We start from the raw sequence: 19,056 nt of genomic DNA on the forward strand, positions 1-19,056 counted from the left end.
GGATTTTTAAACATGGAGTCGACTTTATCGCATTATTTTGGTTTCGACACGTTTCGTCCAGGCCAAAAAGAAATAATTACAAAAGTGATGAATCATCAAAATGTATTAGGCGTACTACCAACTGGTGGAGGTAAATCAATTTGTTATCAAGTGCCAGGATTAATGTTAGGTGGTACAACGATTGTTATTAGCCCATTAATTTCATTAATGAAAGACCAAGTCGATCAATTGAAAGCGACGGGTATTCGCGCTGCCTACCTTAACAGCAGTTTAACGAAGAAAGAACAACAAACGATAGAAACACAATTGAAGCAAGGGGAACTTCAATTTTTATATGTGGCGCCTGAACGTTTTGATAATGGTTATTTTGTACATTTATTACAGCAAATATCTATTCATTTAGTAGCATTTGATGAAGCGCATTGTATTTCGAAATGGGGGCATGACTTCAGACCGAGTTATCAAGAAGTTATTGATAAGGTCTTTGCTTTGCCTCAAGATTTCACTGTTGTAGCTTTAACTGCTACGGCAACGGCTGAAGTTCAAAGAGATATAATGGCACGGTTAAATATTGATAAACAAGACGAAATAAAAACAAGTACGAAACGACCAAATCTTGTATTTCAAGTTAACCCTACCTACCAACGACAAAAGTTTGTCTTAGAATACGTTACGCATCACGATAAAGAAGCCGGCATAATTTATTGCTCAACGCGAAAGCAAGTTGAAGAACTACATGAGGCGTTAATTGAGCAAGATGTGAATAGTACGATTTACCATGCAGGCTTATCAAATAAAGAACGTGAAGCCGCTCAAAATGATTTTGTTTATGATCGAGTACGCGTCGTTGTAGCAACGAATGCTTTCGGTATGGGGATAGATAAATCAAATGTACGTTTCGTTATACATTATAATATGCCTGGTGACTTAGAATCTTATTATCAAGAAGCAGGTCGTGCAGGTCGTGATGGTTTAAAGAGTGAATGTATTTTACTATTTAGTGAGCGTGACATCGGTTTACATCAATACTTTATTTCTTCATCTAAAGCTGATGATGATTATAAAGATAAAATGGGCGAAAAGCTCACAAAGATGATGTTCTATACGAAAACGAAGAAATGCCTGGAAGCAACATTAGTTCATTATTTTGAACCTAACGAAAAATTAACTGAATGTGGACAATGTAGCAATTGTACTCAAGGTAATAAGACATATGATATGACCCATGAAGCGAAGATGATTATTAGTTGTATTGCTCGAATGAATCAACAAGAGAATTACAGTGTAATTATCCAAGTGTTACGTGGCGAAGAAACGGATTATATTCGTTATTGTGATTACAATACCCTTTCAACTCATGGTATTATGAAAAATTATACAACTTCAGAGCTGAGTCACTTAATTGATGAATTAAGATTTAAAGGTTATCTTAATGAGCATGATGAAATATTAACATGTGATACCTCCGTCAAAGCATTACTCAATGATCAAGTAAGTATATTTACGACACCATTTAAACCTAAATCTAAAGAAGTCGTTAGCATCAATACAGTAGAGGGTGTTGACCGTGTGTTATTTGATGAACTCATCCAAGTACGTAAAAGATTGAGTGAAGATTTAGGTATCGCGCCTGTAAGTATTTTCTCAGATTATACGATAGAAGAATTTGCAAAAAGAAAACCGGAATCTAAACAAGATATGATTTCTATTGATGGGGTCGGAAGCTATAAATTGAAGCATTATTGTCCGAAGTTTTTAGATACAATTCAAACTTATAAAGCGAAAATATAATGAGCATATAAGTGTAATATGTATAAAACTACTTATATAATAAGAGAATAAAATAATTGAATTAAATGGGTTCTGTTGCAAAGTAAAAAAATATAGCTAACCACTAATTTATCATGTCAGTGTTCGCTTAACTTGCTAGCATGATGCTAATTTCGTGGCATGGCGAAAATCCGTAGATCTGAAGAGACCTGCGGTTCTTTTTATATAGAGCGTAAATACATTCAATACCTTTTAAAGTATTCTTTGCTGTATTGATACTTTGATACCTTGTCTTTCTTACTTTAATATGACGGTGATCTTGCTCAATGAGATTATTCAGATATTTCGATGTACAATGACAGTCAGGTTTAAGTTTAAAAGCTTTAATTACTTTAGCCATTGCTACCTTCGTTGAAGGTGCCTGATCTGTAATTACCTTTTGAGGTTTACCAAATTGTTTAATGAGACGTTTGATAAACGCATATGCTGAATGATTATCTCGTTGCTTACGCAACCAAATATCTAATGTATGTCCCTCTGCATCAATGGCACGATATAAATAGCTCCATTTTCCTTTTATTTTGATGTACGTCTCATCAATACGCCATTTGTAATAAGCTTTTTTATGCTTTTTCTTCCAAATTTGATATAAAAGTGGGGCATATTCTTGAACCCAACGGTAGACCGTTGAATGATGAACGTTTACACCACGTTCCCTTAATATTTCAGATATATCACGATAACTCAATGCATATCTTAGATAGTAGCCAACGGCTACAGTGATAACATCTTTGTTAAATTGTTTATATCTGAAATAGTTCATACAGGGTTCTCCTTTTTGTTAAATTATACTATAAATTCAACTTTGCAACAGAACCAGATAAAGTGTATCAGCAAGCTAAATCTAGTCTGCAAAAAAAATACGACATGACTATGCTTAAACCAATGAAATATAACAATACGTATGCATTAGCAGTGAAAAAGGACTTTGCCAAGAAACACCATATTAAAACGATAAGTGATTTGAAAAAAGTGAGTGACCAACTAAAACCAGGTTTCACTATGGAATTTAACGATAGAAAAGATGGTTTCCCAGCAGTGAAAAAAGCGTACCACTTGGATGTTTCAAACGTTAAAAAAATGGAACCAAAGTTACGTTATCAAGCCGTTAAAAAAGGAAATATTAATTTAATTGATGCTTATTCAACGGATGCCGAATTAAAACAATACGATATGGTCGTATTAAAGGATGATAAACACGTCTTCCCACCATATCAAGGTGCACCGATGTTTAAAGAAAAATATTTAAAAGAACATCCAGAAATTAAAGCACCGCTTAATAAATTAGCTGGCAAAATTTCCAATGAAGATATGCAAAAAATGAATTACGATGTAACAGTGAAAAACAAAGACCCATATCAAGTTGCGAAAAAGTATTTAGAGAAGCACAATTTAATAGATTGACCTAAATGCCTAGTATTGATATTAATGGTGCTCGTCCATTAAATATTGATACTAGGTTATTTTGAATTAGTGGTAAATAAATTGCTATTGATTTCGTATAAATATAAGGTATATAATAATTACTAAGTTTCGAAAATTCAGTAAATTAAGGAGGGCGTCATTTTATGAAACAGCAAATCGAACAATTATCAGCCTATGAACCTGGTTTATCTCCGAGAGCATTGAAAGATAAATATGAGATTGAAGGTGATTTACATAAATTAGCTTCTAATGAAAATGTCTATGGCCCTTCGACGCACGTTAAAGAAGCCATTCAAAATCATTTGGATGAACTACAATTTTATCCCGAAACAGGCTCACCACTCCTTAAACAAGCGATTAGCGAACATTTAAATGTAGACCCATCACGTATATTATTTGGGGCAGGGTTAGATGAAGTGATATTAATGATTTCACGTGCGGTGTTAACGCCAGGTGATAAGATTGTGACGAGTGAAATGACATTTGGACAGTATTATCATAACGCGATTGTAGAAGCGGCTGATGTAGAACAAGTACCTCTGACTGATGGACACTTCGACTTAGAAGGTATTTTAAAAGCTATAGATGACCAAACAAAGCTCATATGGTTATGTAATCCAAACAATCCAACGGGATGTTATATGACGCATAATCAATTAACACAGTTCCTTGAACGTGTTCCTGCACAAATACCAGTTTTAATTGACGAGGCATATGTAGAATATGCGACTGCTGAAGATTTTCCTGACACGCTCAAATTACAACAACAATTCGAGAATGCATTCTTATTACGTACATTTTCAAAAGCATATGGCCTAGCAGGTATGCGCATTGGATATGTTGTCGCTGCTCAAGAATCTATTGAAAAATGGAATATCATTCGTCCGCCATTTAATGTTGGGCGTTTATCTGAATATGCAGCACATGCAGCACTGAAAGATCAAAGTTATATTCAAGAAGTTCGAAACCGTAATGCAGAAGAACGAGAGAAATTCTTCGAGTTAGAAGAAAGTAAACATTTCTACCCAAGTCAGACAAACTTTATTTATGTGAAAACGGATAAACCTCAAGCATTGTTTGAAGCATTGTTGAAGGTAGGATGTATTACACGTGTCTTTCCACAAGGTATTCGTCTGACGATTGGTTACCCTGAACAGAATGAAAAAATGATTCAAGTGCTTCAGTCATTTGAATTTTAATAAACTAGTAAGATTAATTAAAATATTTTAGGCAATTGTTTATTTAAAGAAATGCATTTTAGTTTCAGTAATATATTTGCTATACTTAAAAGTGACAATCTATTTAATAACTATGCCTTTGGAAAAGTTGAATTAAAAAGGGAGTAGAATAATTAATGACAAGACAATCTATTGCTATAGATATGGACGAGGTGCTTGCAGATACTATTGGTGCTTTAATCGAAGGCGTGAATAGACGACAACAGTTAAACTTGCAATACGACATGTTTGAAGGCCAAAGGTTAAGACAAGCAATGCCGGAACATGAAGGCATTTTAAACGGGTTATTAAGAGAACCTGGTTTCTTCTATAAATTGTCGGTAATGCCAGATGCACAAGAAGTGGTTGAAAAGTTATCGCAACACTATGATATTTACATCGCTACAGCAGCAATGGATGTACCAACTTCATTTGACGATAAATACAGTTGGTTAAGAAAGCATTTTCCTTTCTTAGATCCACAACAGTTTGTCTTTTGTGGTAGAAAGAATATCGTTAAAGCTGATTACTTAATAGATGATAATCCAAAACAGTTAAGTATTTTTACTGGAACTTCGATTATGTTTTCAGCGGCACATAATGCAAATGAAGATCGTTTTATTCGTATGAATAATTGGAAAGAAATCGAAGCCTATTTCTTAGGTAGTAAGTAAAACCTCTGTCCGATTACAGAAAATAGCCACCCTAAAAGATTGAATTAATCTTTTAGGGTGGCTATTTTTATAAAATTTTCGTTTCAACGTAATTAATAGAAATTACCTTTTCTACTGTTCAGTGGATTTATCAATTTAAGTCATCATTTTCTAACTTTTCTTCGGGTAACGTTAAGATTTGAATTGCATTAGGGATGACTTCAATTTCTAATGGTGTTGTTAACGCGATTTCACCATCCATATCCTCCTTTTGTTGGGGATCGGTTTCTATAGTGATTTTTTTAGATAAGACGTGTTGTATACCGTCTGTCATTTTGTTCCAATTCATACTATCACGTTGTTTGAATATATCATTAAGTACACTTGTACCTTGTTCTTTAAAGATAAATGTATTTAAATATCCGTCGCTTGGAGATAAATCTGTTAATGGAATGCGGCTACCTCCAATGAAAGGACCATTTGCTACAACTAACATAGAAGTATTTCCATCAACTTCTTTATCATCAAATGTTATTTTATAGTCAAAGTGTTCTGGATTAAGTAAAGTTTTCATTGTAGAACCTACGTAACTTAATTTCCCAAATACATCTTTATTTCCTTCTTGTACATTCTCAGCGTTTTGCACGATGAGTCCCATACCAACAAAGTTTAAGGCATATTGATCATTAATCTTCATTACATCATAAGTTTGTAATTCTGATTGCATTAATTGTTGGCTGGCAGGTTTATGACGTGGATTTAGATTCAAAGTTTTCACGAAATCATTAAATGTCCCGCCCGGAATAATGCCAATAGGCACATCTAAATTGTTTTGCATGACGCCGTTGATTAACTCGTTTACTGTTCCGTCTCCACCTAAAATAAATACGATATCGACATCATCGCTATATTGTTGTGTTTTGATTTCTTCACAATATTTAATAATGTCTCCTTCATTTTCACTGAGCTGAATAGATAAGTGTTTACAAAATGTAGTAAGTGAAGCTGCAACGTCGCCTAAACCTCTGTATATATCCTTTATACCGGAATGCTCATGATAAAAAAGCACACCATGTTTAAATTTATGATTTGCCAATAGTTTCACCATTTCCTTAAAACTTTATTTTTATGTATACACATTTTAACTTAATGAGTACAAAAAAACTACTATGAACTTATTTTGAAATTCATAGTAGTTTGAAAAAATTATTTTATGCCACGCATACCTTTTATAATTTTTGGTACAAACATCAAGACGATAATACTTATAACGACTGCTAAAGCACCTAAAAATAAGAAATAGTTGGTTTGACCTAATGGTTTAATTAATTTAACTAATGATCCATTAATAGCTTGCGCAGTGGCATTCGTAAGTAACCATAAACTCATCATCTGTGCGTTGAAAGCTTTTGGTGCAAGTTTTACAGCACTACTATTACCTGTAGGTGAGAGACATAATTCACCGATAACACAAATAATATATGATAGAATGACCCAGTTTACGCTAATATGTGCTGAACCAGATGCATAACCTACAATTGCTATCAATATGTATGATAGTCCAGCTAATGTTGCACCTAATACAAATTTCGTAGGTAGGCTAGGTTGGCGAGTGGCCATTTTAGCCCAAACCATAGACACTACTGGTGCGAGTAACACAATGAATAATGGATTAATAGATTGGAATAACGCTGCTCCAAAACCTGTTGTCCACCCGAATAAATTCAGTTTCATATCACTTTGTTCGAGTGCGTATATATTTAGAACATTGGATCCTTGTTCTTGGATTGACCAGAATAAAACACCTAAAATAAATAATGGAATAAATGCAACGACACGAGAACGTTCATCTGAAGTTACTTCTTTACTGCGAATCATAACTGTGAAATAAATTATGGGTAAAGCGACGCCGAGTACGAGTACGGTTGTACTAATAATGTCGAACGATAATGTATGAGTTGCTGCTGTAATACCTAAGATAGCTACGATAACTATGATTGCAATAGCGAAAATAAGTTCGTAACGTTTTTTCTCACTTTGGTTAAGCGGGTTAGACGGTTGTAAACCAATTTCACCTAAGTTGCGTTTATTAAATATAAAGTACCATATTAAGCCGAGTCCCATACCGATCGCTGCGATTAAAAATCCGCCATGGAATTTACCTGACCCTACGAATTGGTTTAATACGATTGGTGCAATTAGCGCTCCCATGTTGACAGACATGTAGAAAATAACAAAGCCTGCATCGATTCGTACGTCATTTTCAGGGTATAAGCGACCGACGATATTTGAAATATTAGGTTTCATTAAACCAGAACCTAAAATAATAAAGAACATAGAGATAAATAAACCTGTTGTAGCTAATGGTAAACTTAAAAAAATATGTCCAATAATAATGAATATGCCACCTAATAAAGTAGCTAATCGTGTCCCTGTAATTCTATCTGCAATCCAACCACCTAATACGGAAGTCATGTAAATTAATGCACCGTAGACTGCCATTACTGATTGTGCAGTTGTTTTATCCATGCCGAGACCGCCATCTTTTATTGCAAAATACATATAAAAGATTAATAGGGCACGCATGCCGTAATAACTAAACCTTTCCCAAAACTCTACAAAAAATAAAACACCTAAACCTTTAGGATGACCGAAGAAGCCTTTTTGAGGTATTGATTGAACTGCTTCGTCGTAAGTTGTTGCTTTCTTGTTCATTTTTATCACTCCCCATTCAATGAAACAAAAAAGATATAAAAAGTATTTTACTCGTAAATATTTTCAATTTCAACAATATTCTAAAAATAACAATATTTAGAATATTCTGTTATATTATTGTTTTTATCATAACAGACTTGTATTTATTTAGAAAGTAAGTGTGTTATTAGTTAATAAATATAATAACTGTTTATATATTTAATCGATTTACACTAATTTGATACGAAATAAAAGAGAGTGGGACAGAAACCGAATCTTTTAATTGAGATGTCGTAGTCCCATTAATAGACAAAGAGGCTAAGACATCTATTTTTGTCCTAGCCTCTTAAACTATTTTATAAAATTAATAAATACCCTTCATCGCACGTTTTACTTTTGGCGAAATGATTAATAATATGATACCAATTGCGACTGCAAATAAACCTGAATATAAGAAGTAATCTGCTTGTTTCATGTGTTCATATACGACGACAAGTTGTGCGTTTAAACCTTGTGCTGTAGCGTTACTTAACATCCATAAGCTCATCATTCGAGCTGTAAATGTAACGGGTGCTTATTTCGTTGTCGTAGAAAGCCCCACAGGTGAAATACATAACTCACCAAAAGTGATTAATAAGAAACTTAAAACGAGCCAAATTGGGTTAACTAATTCGACGCCACTTAATAATGGGATGACCATAATTAAATACGATAATCCAGCCGTGATAACACCATAAGCAAATTTATGTACTGTTGGTGGATTATGCTTCCCTAATTTAACCCATAAAGCTGCAAAAACAGGTGCGAGTATGACAATAAATATCGGATTTAAAGATTGTGCCCATGAAGCAGGTATTGAAAAGTCAATTGCACCATTCGTTAATTTAGACATTTCTAATTGCGTTTTCTTATCTGCAAAGGTTGCTAAAACAGTGGACCCTTGCTCTTGAATCATCCAAAAAGCTACAGATGTAATATATAGTGGTATATAGCTGATAATTCTTGAACGTTCTTCTCTATTAACATCTTTGCTCACTAACATGTTGATGATAATGTAAATCGGTAGAACGATTCCCAGTATTGTCACAAGCAAACTAAAATTGCTTAGAGTTAATGCATTGAATAAATGTAATATTAATAAATAGAGTAAAAATAAAATTACAACAGCCACTGTGATGACAGACAATTTTTTAATTTCTGGCTTTGTCAGTGGGTTAGGTACATTGCGTCCTGCAAGACCAAGGTTGACTTTTCGCTTTAAAATATAAACAACGAGACCACAAAACATACCGATAGCTGCAGCTAAGAACCCAGCATGGAAGCTTATGCGTGTCTGAAGGTAACCAGTAATAAGTGGAGCGAGTAAACTACCTAAGTTAATTCCCATATAAAAAATCGTGAAAGCACTGTCTCGTTTCACGTCATTGCGATCGTATAGTTCCCCAACTGTAGTTGAAATGTTCGGTTTGAGTAAGCCGGTTCCGGCAATGATTACTGCTAAAGCAACCATGACCAATGTTAGATTGTTAGGTAATGAAAGTAATATGTGACCTAACATAATTAAAAATCCACCATAAAACACTGCATTTTGAGTGCCGGTAATTCGGTCGGCAATCCAACCACCAATGATTCCAGACATATAAATTAAAGTACCGTAAATTGATACAATTTGCATCGCAGCGCCTTCGCTCAATCCAAATCCACCTTGAGCTACACTGTAATATAAGTAGTAGATTAAGATGGCTTTCATCCCGTAATAACTAAAACGTTCCCAAAATTCAGTTACGAATAATGTACTCAGACCCTTTGGATGACCGAAAAAACCTTTTCGTGGCGTACTTTCCATTATTTCTTCATGTGTATATGTGACTTGTTTCATCTTCTCCCCCCAATGTATGTTTGATTAATTTTATACTGAATATTCTGAAAAAACAAGTGGAAATTTTATGCAGAAATTAGAATAAATAAATTAAAAGAGACCGAGACAAAAATAAATGTCTCAGCCTCAATGGCAATTAGAGGGACTACGATATCACTTTTAGAAAATTCGATTTCTGTCCCATACCCTGAGTAAAATTATTGATAAATGTGATTATCGATTATCAATTTTTTCTGGGTAAAGGTCATGGTTCATTAAGCGATGTTCTGCGATTTTTTCGTATTTTGTGTTAGGGCGTCCATAATTCGTGTAAGGATCAATCGAAATGCCACCACGTGGAGTGAATTTCCCCCAGACTTCAATGTAGTGGGGATCCATTAAATCAATTAGGTCGTTCATAATAATATTCATACAATCTTCATGGAAGTCGCCATGATTTCTAAAACTAAATAAATATAATTTTAACGATTTTGATTCTACCATTTTGATATGAGGAATGTATGAAATATATATAGTGGCAAAGTCAGGTTGACCTGTAATAGGGCATAATGATGTAAATTCAGGGCAATTAAATTTGACGAAATAGTCACGACCTTGGTGTTTATTATCGAATGATTCTAATACTTCAGGTGTGTAATCAAATTCATATTTATTATTTTGATTTCCTAATAGTGTAATATCTTCTAATTGTTCTTTATTGCGTCCTTCAGACATTGAAATCTCTCCTTAACTTTATTTTTCAGTGGTAGCAGATTGGCGTCGTGCTTTCTCAAACATGTAATAGCTTGAACCAATAATGATAATATAGCCTAATATTGCAAATAAATCTGGTGATTCTTTAAATAATATAAATCCAAATATTGCTGTAAATATAATAGAAGCGTAAGTGAAGATGGATATATCTTTTGCAGGTGCAAAGCTATATGCTAATGTAATACCAATTTGACCGATTGCTGCAGATAAACCTGCACCAATAAGGTATAACACTTGAATCCATGACATTGGTTCAAATGTAAATATCGTAAATGGAATCAATGCTATAATAGAAAAGAATGAGAAATAAAAGACAATTGTGTAAGGTGCCTCACGTGAACTTAGCGCACGAACACATGTATACGCTCCGGCAGCAAATATTCCTGAAAGTAATCCTCCAAGTGCTGGAATCACAGCAGAAGAAAACTCTGGTTTCACTACGAACAACATACCTAATATAGCTACAATCATTGCTATAAGTTGGTATTTTCGAATTTTTTCATTTAAGAAGAGTAAACTAAGTAAAATTGTCCAAAATGGGTTAAGCTTCATTAATGTATCTGCATCACTTAAAATCATATGGTCAATGGCGTAAATATTTAATAATACACCAATGAGGCCTAAAGCAGATCTGGATATTAATAAAGGTTGACTACTCAACTTACCGAAAAGTGGTTGTTTATATTTGAATATGAAATACAACGGTATAAACATCGCAACTAAATTTCGTGCGAGCGATTTTTGAAAGACGGGTAAATCTCCAGCTAGTCTAAAAAATACTGACATAAAACTAAAACCGATCGCGGAAATTAAAATTGCGATAATTCCTTTTACTTTAGGATTCACAACTATCGCCTCAATTTCTAAAATTTAACGTATCTATAGTAGCACATAGAAATACAATATGTATATCCTTGAAATAAACTCAGAAGTAGTATAATATGGAAATGCGAACAAATGTTCTATTTCAGTTCGTTGATAACAGAAGATAATGTTTTTTAAATTGCAAGAATTTTAGCTTGAAGTTGGGAATAAAAATTTAAAAAATTTTCAAAAGGCTTATTCACGTGGTTCGGTGCCATTTTTTAAAAATATCTTTTCAAACCAGTTCAATTTTATGTCTTTAATTCTCAGAAAGAGTTATGTATAATGAAACACATAATATAGTGTTGATGACCCAAACTTATCACAAGATATTGTGTTTTAGCTTGTGGTCAATTTATTTATAATAAATCAAATTTTAATTAAAAAGACACTATTACGATGCTTAAATATGACAATTTTAATGAAAATTGGTATATAATTTGAGATTGTTTCATTGATACATATCTATGGTAATTCTATATATTGTGTAAATTAATATAATTAAGCACAATGTGTAATTTTTAGATTTTGCGTAAAGTTGAACGATAGATATTTTGGAATAAGATCATGACAATTTTAGGAAGTAGGTGGTCTAATGAAGGTCGCGTATTACTCATTTTCAGGAAATGTGCGTAGATTTATTCAACGAACAGAGATAGCTGACACTTTAGAAATTACGCAAGCGAATTGTACTGAACGTGTGAAGGAACCTTTTATATTGGTCACTGGTACGATAGGATTCGGTGAAATCCCGCCACCCGTACAATCATTTTTAGATGTAAATCATGATTTGTTAAGAGCTGTGGCAGCGAGTGGCAATCGCAATTGGGGACAAAATTTTGCGAAAGCCGGCCGAACTATTGCAGCAGACTTTCAAGTACCATTATTAATGAAATTTGAAGTTCAAGGCACTAACGAAGATATTAGCGAATTTATAGATAAGGTGGGGCACATAAATGAAGGTTATGGACGAGAAACAATACAATCATATAGAGTTGAACAATGAAGTCACAAAGCGTAAAGAGAATGGCTTTTTCGATTTAGAAAAAGATCAAGAAGCGCTAGCTGTATACATGGAAGAGATTAAAGATAAGACCATTTTCTTTGATTCTGAAATTGAGCGTCTTCATTATTTAGTGGACAATAATTTCTACTTCGATGTGTTCGAAAAATATTCAGAAGAAGACCTTATTGAAATTACTGATTTTGCAAAAAACATTGATTTTAAATTTGCAAGTTACATGGCAGCGAGCAAATTTTACAAAGATTATGCGTTAAAAACGAATGATAAAAAACAACTATTAGAAGATTACAATCAACATGTGGTTATCGTGTCACTATATTTAGCAAATGGTCATAAAGCGACTGCTAAACAATTTATTAAAGCGATGATTGAACAAAGATATCAACCTGCAACACCAACGTTTTTAAATGCAGGTCGTGCACGCCGAGGCGAACTTGTCTCATGTTTCTTACTTGAAGTTGACGATAGTTTAAACTCAATCAACTTTATAGATGCGACTGCTAAGCAATTAAGTAAAATTGGTGGCGGTGTTGCGATTAACTTATCTAAGCTACGTGCACGTGGCGAAGCAATTAAAGGTATAAAAGGTGTAGCAAAAGGCGTATTACCAGTTGCTAAATCACTTGAAGGTGGTTTCAGTTATGCCGACCAGCTAGGCCAAAGACCAGGTGCTGGGGCAGTTTATTTAAATATCTTCCACTTCGATGTTGAAGAATTCTTAGATACTAAAAAGGTTAACGCCGATGAAGATCTACGTTTATCTACAATTTCAACTGGTCTTATCGTCCCTTCAAAATTCTTTGATTTAGCAAAAGAAGGTAAAGACTTTTACATGTTTGCACCACATACAATCTATAAAGAATATGGCGTGACTTTAGACGATATTAATATCGATGAATATTATGACGAACTTGTCGCAAATCCTAATATCGAGAAGAAGAAAAAAGATGCACGTGAAATGTTAAATATGATTGCTCAAACTCAATTACAGTCAGGGTATCCATATTTAATGTTTAAAGATAATGCGAACAAAGTTCATGCTAATTCAGATATTGGTCAAATTAAAATGAGTAATTTATGTACTGAAATCTTCCAATTACAAGAAACTTCAATCATTAATGACTATGGTACTGAAGACGAAATCAAACGTGATATTTCTTGTAATTTAGGGTCACTAAATATCGTAAATGTCATGGAATCTGGTAAATTTAGAGATTCAGTGCATACGGGTATGGATGCGTTAACTGTAGTAAGTGATGATGCAGATATTAAAAATGCGCCAGGTGTTAGAAAGGCAAATAGCGAGTTACATTCTGTTGGTTTAGGCGTTATGAACTTACACGGTTACTTAGCTAAAAATAAAATTGGTTATGAATCAGAAGAAGCGAAAGATTTTGCAAATACGTTCTTCATGATGATGAACTATTATTCAATAGAACGTTCTATGGAAATTGCTCAATCACGTAAAGAGACATATAAAGGATTCGAAAAGTCTGACTATGCAAACGGTAAATATTTCGAGTTCTATACTTCTCAATCATTCGAACCACAATATGAAAAAGTACTTAGATTATTTGATGGTTTAGATATCCCAACAGCAGAAGATTGGAAAGCATTGCAACAAAAGGTTGAAGAACATGGACTATTCCACGCATATCGTTTAGCGATTGCGCCAACTCAAAGTATTTCATACGTACAAAATGCAACAAGCTCAGTAATGCCTATAGTGGACCAAATTGAACGTCGTACTTATGGTAATGCTGAAACATTCTATCCAATGCCATTCTTATCACCAGAAACAATGTGGTATTACAAATCAGCATTCAACACTGATCAAATGAAATTGATTGATTTAATTTCAACAATTCAAACACATGTGGACCAAGGCATTTCAACGATACTTTACGTTAATTCAGAAATATCAACTCGTGAATTATCAAGATTATATGTTTACGCACATCATAAAGGATTAAAATCTCTATATTACACTAGAAATAAATTATTAAGCGTTGAAGAATGCACAAGCTGTGCAATTTAATATAAATTGACCGTGAGCCAAACGATTTTTTGAATGAGGTTAAGGTTGATGATGCACTGCTTCTTGGGTGCTAAGGCCTTGCCTCATCTATCATTGTTAACTAAATTTTACCGAATAGGAGACATTTTCAATCATGAAAGCAGTCAATTGGAATACGCAAGAAGATATGACGAATATGTTTTGGCGACAAAATATATCACAAATGTGGGTTGAAACAGAGTTTAAAGTATCTAAAGATATCGCAAGTTGGAAAACATTATCCGATGCCGAGAAAAATGCTTTCAAAAAAGCATTAGCAGGTTTAACTGGTTTAGATACACACCAAGCAGATGATGGTATGCCACTTATCATGCTGCATACTACGGATTTACGTAAAAAAGCAGTGTATTCATTTATGGCTATGATGGAACAAATTCATGCAAAAAGTTATTCTCATATATTCACGACATTATTACCATCAAGTGAAACAAACTATTTATTAGATAAATGGGTAATTGAAGAGCCACATTTAAAATATAAATCAGATAAAATTATCGAGAACTATCACAAATTATGGTCAAAAGAAGCTTCAATCTTTGATCAATATATGGCTCGAGTTTCAAGTGTGTTTTTAGAAACATTTTTATTCTATTCAGGTTTCTATTATCCACTGTACCTTGCTGGACAAGGTAAAATGACAACTTCTGGTGAAATTATTCGTAAGATTTTATTAGACGAATCTATTCACGGTGTATTCACAGGTATGGATGCACAAAGTTTACGTAATGAGCTATCTGAAAGTGAAAAGCAACGTGCAGATCAAGAAATGTATAAATTATTAGATGATTTATATAAAAATGAAGTTTCATATACACAGTCACTTTACGATGATATCGGGTTAACGAACGATGTACTTAACTATGTTCGTTACAACGGAAACAAAGCTTTATCTAATTTAGGCTTTGAACCTTACTTTGAAGAAAGAGAATTCAATCCAATCATTGAAAACGCATTGGATACTTCAACGAAAAACCATGATTTCTTCTCAGTTAAAGGTGATGGTTATACACTTGCTTTAAATGTAGAAGCATTACGTGATGAAGACTTCGTATTTGATGATAAATAAGTTAATAATTTTTTTAGACCGAGAAGCGATATGACTTCTCGGTCTATTTTTATACTCATAATCATTATCGAAGCGAAGACTTCTTAAAGATTAGAAGATATAAAAATTTAAGCAACTAAATTAATTTATGGTATTACAACATGTATAATAGTTAAAAAGACAGCGTGGGAGGGGTTTATTTATGGTTTTGGATAATGTCAATCCGAATGATTTATATCCAACAGAAAAGAAAGGACCAACTGTTCTCGGTACCATTGAATATTCAATTCAAGGTAGTACGGAATTTGAAGGTGCATTCATCGCGACAAACGAAAGGTTGATTCTAAATGTCGATATGAATGGAGAATTTTACTACCGAAGTATTGCTTACAATGAAATTGAATCAGTTACTTACGACGGTAATGTGATCCACTTTAAATTTAAAATCGGACCAATGCCTATGAAAGATATTAAAAAAGGTGATGCAGAAAAATTTGTATCCTATGTAAATGAACAAATAAATTAAAAAAGCGAGACTTCGAAATCTATTAACTTCAAATAGATTTCTGTCTCGCTTCTTATTTTATAACTTGAATTATACTGAAAAATAATGATGATAGTGAAATTTACAACGATTATTAAAATGGCCATTACATTTCGGACATGCTTCTACCATCATATATTCATTGATGGTCATTTCATATTGACATACGCCACAAAGGACAGCTTTTTCATCATATTCCTCATGTTTCCAACGTTTAATGTCATGATCTTCATTAGCTTCATGACATTTGTAGCAAGGATAATACTTATTACAACATTTAAATTTAATTGCAATGATATCTAAAGGTGTTTGGTAATGAATACATCGACTTTCGTTATCTACTGTTGGGCCATTAATTTTTATCAAAATGTTTCGCTCCTAGTTATTCGTCTGGGTGCTGACCAATGATTCTTACTTCAGGATGTAACTCTACGTCAAATTTTTCTTTAACGACATTTTGTACGTGATGTATTAAATCTTCATAATTTGTCGCAGTTCCTTTGTCTACATTTACCATAAATCCAGCATGTTTCTTAGAGACTTCTACGCCACCAATACGATGACCTTGTAAATCGGAATCTTGAATTAATTTACCAGCAAAGTGGCCTGGTGGTCTTTGGAACACACTTCCGCAAGAAGGGTATTCTAAAGGTTGTTTACTTTCTCTACGTTCAGTGAGGTCATCCATTTTTGATTGAATTTCTTCTTGGTTACCCGGTTCTAACGTAAACGCAGCTTCAACTACAACGAGATCATCTTTTTGAACGACACTGCTACGATAATCTAACTCGAGTTCATTATTTGTCAGTGTGATAAGTTCACCTTTATGGTTCACGCAAAGAGCATAATCGATACAGTCTTTGATTTCACCGCCATATGCACCTGCATTCATGAAGACAGCACCACCGACTGAGCCAGGAATACCACAAGCAAATTCCAGACCAGTTAAACTTTTATCACGTGCAGTGCGCGAAACGTCGATAATTGCTGCACCGCTACCTGAAATAATTGCATCATCTGATACATCTATTTTATCAAGTGATAATAAGCTGATAACAATACCTCTAATTCCGCCTTCTCTAATGATGATATTTGAACCATTGCCTAAATATGTGACCGGTAAATCGTTTTTATACGCAAAATGTACAATTTCTTGAACGTGTTCATGTTGTGTGGGAGATAAATAAAAGTCTGCTTTCCCACCAGTTTCTGTATATGTATAACGTTTTAATGGTTCATCAACTTTTATAATTTCTTTTGGGATAATTGCTTCGAGTTCTTTTAAGATCGTATCTTTATGCAATTATAGAACATCCTTTCATATTTAATTCGTTGTCTTATTATAGCAATGTTTCATTAAATATGCTAAATAGTATGGTTTATATTACCGATAAAAAATTCATTTAAACCCAATACAGGTCAATACATTTTGAAAATGTCTTATCTACTATGTGCCTAAGCGTTTGGCTAATTTGGTAAATAGTTGCTGTTTTTGATTTTCATATGGACGTATCGTCGTCACATGTTGTGTGATTTGTTGCTTTTGTTGTCCGAATTGTTCTGCTAATTCGGGCTTTGTTGATAGTGCTTCATTAGTATTTAGGTATGCATTGTAAAGCGGTGAATCCTTTTGAATTATGTGTAAACGTACAGTTTGTCTTAAATCAATTAAATTATTGAATTTTGCCATTACCACTTTCTTCTTATAAGGATGATGTAAACGGTAAAAGCCTTCATAGTTTAAGCGTTTTTCGTCTAAAGCAGTTATATCGTGCAGGTTATTCACACCGACTAATATATCTAAGATGGGTTCGGTCGGGTAATTAAAATGCTTTGTACCTCCTATGTGAAAGGTTGTTTGCACGGGCGTATCAAGTAAATTAAATAGAACTTGACGTATCGTTTTATATTGAGTTGCAAAGTATTGATCGTCATCTTCAGTTATAAAAGTTTGAATATTTGAGTGCATGTTACGTCTCCTTACACAAATAGTAATTTAACAACTATAAATTCTGAAACAATATATCATATTTGATTTCCAATATAAATAACTTTATGTATAATACTTATTGATAAGGAGTGCAGATATGAAAAAAATAGTTTATATCACGTTATTATTTTCTGTGGCAATCATACTTAATGCATGTGGAAATGGGAATGGCTCTGATTTTAAAAAGTTTAAAGAGTCATATGCCAAAGTTGAGCAAAAAGACCAAGAATTACAGAATACGGTTGATGATATACAATTAGGTCGATTAAACGATTTAAGTGAATCGCAATTAACTGATAAAAATAAAAAAGAGTTTAATGATATCCAAAACAAAGTAAATAGAAAATTAATAAAGAAATTTGATGAATATAAACAATCAGCGGAAAAGTTACCTGCAACTTCAGAAGATACGAAGACATTAAAAAAAGAATATATGAAAACAGTTAATCGAAAAAAAGATGCTATATATGAAGTTAAATCTTATGTAGATTTATATAATCAATCTATTAAAGCAAATGAAGATATTTTAGATTATACGAAACTATTTGAAAAAAATAGAGCCTTTGTTGAAGATGATATTAAAAGAGCCAATTCAGCAGGGGAAAGCGATGAAGTGAACAAATTAAAGCATAAAATAGCTGAAACAAACAAAAAATTAAAAGCAAAATCTGAAAATACGTTAGGTGATTCTGTTTCACACGGCTCTCAACAAGCGATCGATGACGAAATTATGCCTTTAATTACAGACCAAATTAGAGAATTAAATAAATTAGAGTTAAAAGATGGGTATGCAAATAATGCACGTAAAAATGCAATTGAAATGTATTACAGTTTACAAAATTATTATGAAACACGCGGTGAAACGATAGCAAACGGCGAGAAGATTGATAAAATTAATCGAGACAAATTATTGAAAAATGGTGAAGATTTAGAGCATTACAACGAGTCATTCAAGGAAAAGTATCAAAGCATTAAAGTTAAATACGAATAAAATACTGTGACAGCACTATAATAGAACTTGATTTTTAATAAACGGTTAACAATAAAAAGGTATTTGTGTA

At 33.3% G+C, this 19,056-nt stretch carries 16 protein-coding genes and 2 pseudogenes; 9 read left to right on the plus strand and 9 right to left on the minus strand.

Features of this window, described 5'->3' with window-relative positions; genetic code table 11:
• The first annotated feature begins 12 nt into the window (after positions 1-12).
• Complete coding sequence (gene recQ, locus QQM35_RS05275; protein WP_342610574.1) at positions 13-1,791, plus strand: DNA helicase RecQ; 1,779 nt, start codon at positions 13-15, stop codon at positions 1,789-1,791.
• Between the two features lie 127 nt (positions 1,792-1,918).
• On the opposite strand, the gene QQM35_RS05280 is transcribed toward recQ, so the two are convergent.
• A complete protein-coding gene (locus tag QQM35_RS05280; RefSeq protein ID WP_031919200.1) occupies positions 1,919-2,593 on the minus strand; it encodes an IS6-like element IS257 family transposase in 675 nt (224 codons plus the stop codon).
• A 50-nt stretch (positions 2,594-2,643) separates the two neighbouring features.
• On the opposite strand from QQM35_RS05280, the pseudogene QQM35_RS05285 reads away from it, so the two are divergent.
• The 3 genes and pseudogenes from QQM35_RS05285 to QQM35_RS05295 all read left to right on the plus strand — a co-directional run.
• Positions 2,644-3,234: pseudogene (locus QQM35_RS05285) on the plus strand (glycine betaine ABC transporter substrate-binding protein); the annotation flags it as partial.
• A gap of 164 nt (positions 3,235-3,398) precedes the next feature.
• The gene (hisC, locus tag QQM35_RS05290) at positions 3,399-4,454 is read left to right on the plus strand and encodes a histidinol-phosphate transaminase (RefSeq protein WP_251519086.1); all 1,056 of its coding nucleotides are present in this window, start codon (positions 3,399-3,401) and stop codon (positions 4,452-4,454) included.
• Positions 4,455-4,609: 155 nt separating this feature from the next.
• Positions 4,610-5,146 carry a 5' nucleotidase, NT5C type gene (locus QQM35_RS05295; RefSeq protein WP_251519087.1) on the plus strand — a complete coding sequence of 179 codons (537 nt, stop codon included), beginning with the start codon at positions 4,610-4,612 and terminating at the stop codon, positions 5,144-5,146.
• Between the two features lie 130 nt (positions 5,147-5,276).
• Here the strand turns inward: QQM35_RS05295 and QQM35_RS05300 are convergent, their stop codons facing one another.
• From QQM35_RS05300 to QQM35_RS05320, 5 genes and pseudogenes are all read right to left on the minus strand, one after another.
• Positions 5,277-6,221, minus strand: a complete 945-nt coding sequence (locus QQM35_RS05300; protein WP_342610575.1) for a diacylglycerol kinase family protein — start codon at positions 6,219-6,221, stop codon at positions 5,277-5,279.
• A 110-nt stretch (positions 6,222-6,331) separates the two neighbouring features.
• On the minus strand, positions 6,332-7,840 hold the full coding sequence (locus QQM35_RS05305; RefSeq protein WP_342610576.1) for a peptide MFS transporter: 1,509 nt from the start codon (positions 7,838-7,840) through the stop codon (positions 6,332-6,334).
• A 343-nt stretch (positions 7,841-8,183) separates the two neighbouring features.
• Positions 8,184-9,698: pseudogene (locus QQM35_RS05310) on the minus strand (peptide MFS transporter).
• A gap of 213 nt (positions 9,699-9,911) precedes the next feature.
• Positions 9,912-10,412, minus strand: coding sequence for a preQ(1) synthase (queF, locus tag QQM35_RS05315; RefSeq protein ID WP_251519095.1), 501 nt, complete (start codon positions 10,410-10,412; stop codon positions 9,912-9,914).
• An 18-nt stretch (positions 10,413-10,430) separates the two neighbouring features.
• The gene (locus QQM35_RS05320; RefSeq protein ID WP_251519097.1) at positions 10,431-11,297 is read right to left on the minus strand and encodes a DMT family transporter; all 867 of its coding nucleotides are present in this window, start codon (positions 11,295-11,297) and stop codon (positions 10,431-10,433) included.
• A gap of 613 nt (positions 11,298-11,910) precedes the next feature.
• Here QQM35_RS05320 and nrdI point away from each other — a divergent pair.
• The 4 genes from nrdI to QQM35_RS05340 all read left to right on the plus strand — a co-directional run bounded on the left by nrdI (position 11,911) and on the right by QQM35_RS05340 (position 15,987).
• Positions 11,911-12,321 carry a class Ib ribonucleoside-diphosphate reductase assembly flavoprotein NrdI gene (gene nrdI / locus QQM35_RS05325; protein ID WP_251519099.1) on the plus strand — a complete coding sequence of 137 codons (411 nt, stop codon included), beginning with the start codon at positions 11,911-11,913 and terminating at the stop codon, positions 12,319-12,321.
• Entirely contained in the window at positions 12,272-14,377 is a 2,106-nt protein-coding gene (gene nrdE / locus QQM35_RS05330) for a class 1b ribonucleoside-diphosphate reductase subunit alpha (protein WP_251519100.1), read from the plus strand. Before nrdI ends, nrdE begins: the two co-directional genes overlap by 50 nt.
• Before the next feature lie 133 nt (positions 14,378-14,510).
• The gene (nrdF, locus tag QQM35_RS05335) at positions 14,511-15,482 is read left to right on the plus strand and encodes a class 1b ribonucleoside-diphosphate reductase subunit beta (protein ID WP_251519101.1); all 972 of its coding nucleotides are present in this window, start codon (positions 14,511-14,513) and stop codon (positions 15,480-15,482) included.
• A gap of 181 nt (positions 15,483-15,663) precedes the next feature.
• Positions 15,664-15,987, plus strand: coding sequence for a PH domain-containing protein (locus tag QQM35_RS05340; protein WP_251943291.1), 324 nt, complete (start codon positions 15,664-15,666; stop codon positions 15,985-15,987).
• A 69-nt stretch (positions 15,988-16,056) separates the two neighbouring features.
• On the opposite strand, the gene QQM35_RS05345 is transcribed toward QQM35_RS05340, so the two are convergent.
• The 3 genes from QQM35_RS05345 to QQM35_RS05355 form a co-directional block, all read right to left on the minus strand.
• Positions 16,057-16,371, minus strand: coding sequence for a CHY zinc finger protein (locus QQM35_RS05345; RefSeq protein ID WP_251519104.1), 315 nt, complete (start codon positions 16,369-16,371; stop codon positions 16,057-16,059).
• Between the two features lie 16 nt (positions 16,372-16,387).
• Positions 16,388-17,308 carry a UDP-N-acetylmuramate dehydrogenase gene (gene murB, locus QQM35_RS05350; protein WP_251519105.1) on the minus strand — a complete coding sequence of 307 codons (921 nt, stop codon included), beginning with the start codon at positions 17,306-17,308 and terminating at the stop codon, positions 16,388-16,390.
• 144 nt (positions 17,309-17,452) lie between these two features.
• Positions 17,453-17,974, minus strand: a complete 522-nt coding sequence (locus QQM35_RS05355) for a GrpB family protein (protein WP_251519106.1) — start codon at positions 17,972-17,974, stop codon at positions 17,453-17,455.
• 118 nt (positions 17,975-18,092) lie between these two features.
• Between QQM35_RS05355 and QQM35_RS05360 the strand changes: the two genes are divergently transcribed.
• Entirely contained in the window at positions 18,093-18,986 is an 894-nt protein-coding gene (locus QQM35_RS05360) for an EMYY motif lipoprotein (RefSeq protein ID WP_251519108.1), read from the plus strand.
• Positions 18,987-19,056 lie beyond the last annotated feature (70 nt).

Origin of the sequence: Staphylococcus hsinchuensis, assembly GCF_038789205.1 — a bacterium.
GTDB classification, from domain to species: Bacteria; Bacillota; Bacilli; order Staphylococcales; family Staphylococcaceae; genus Staphylococcus; species Staphylococcus hsinchuensis.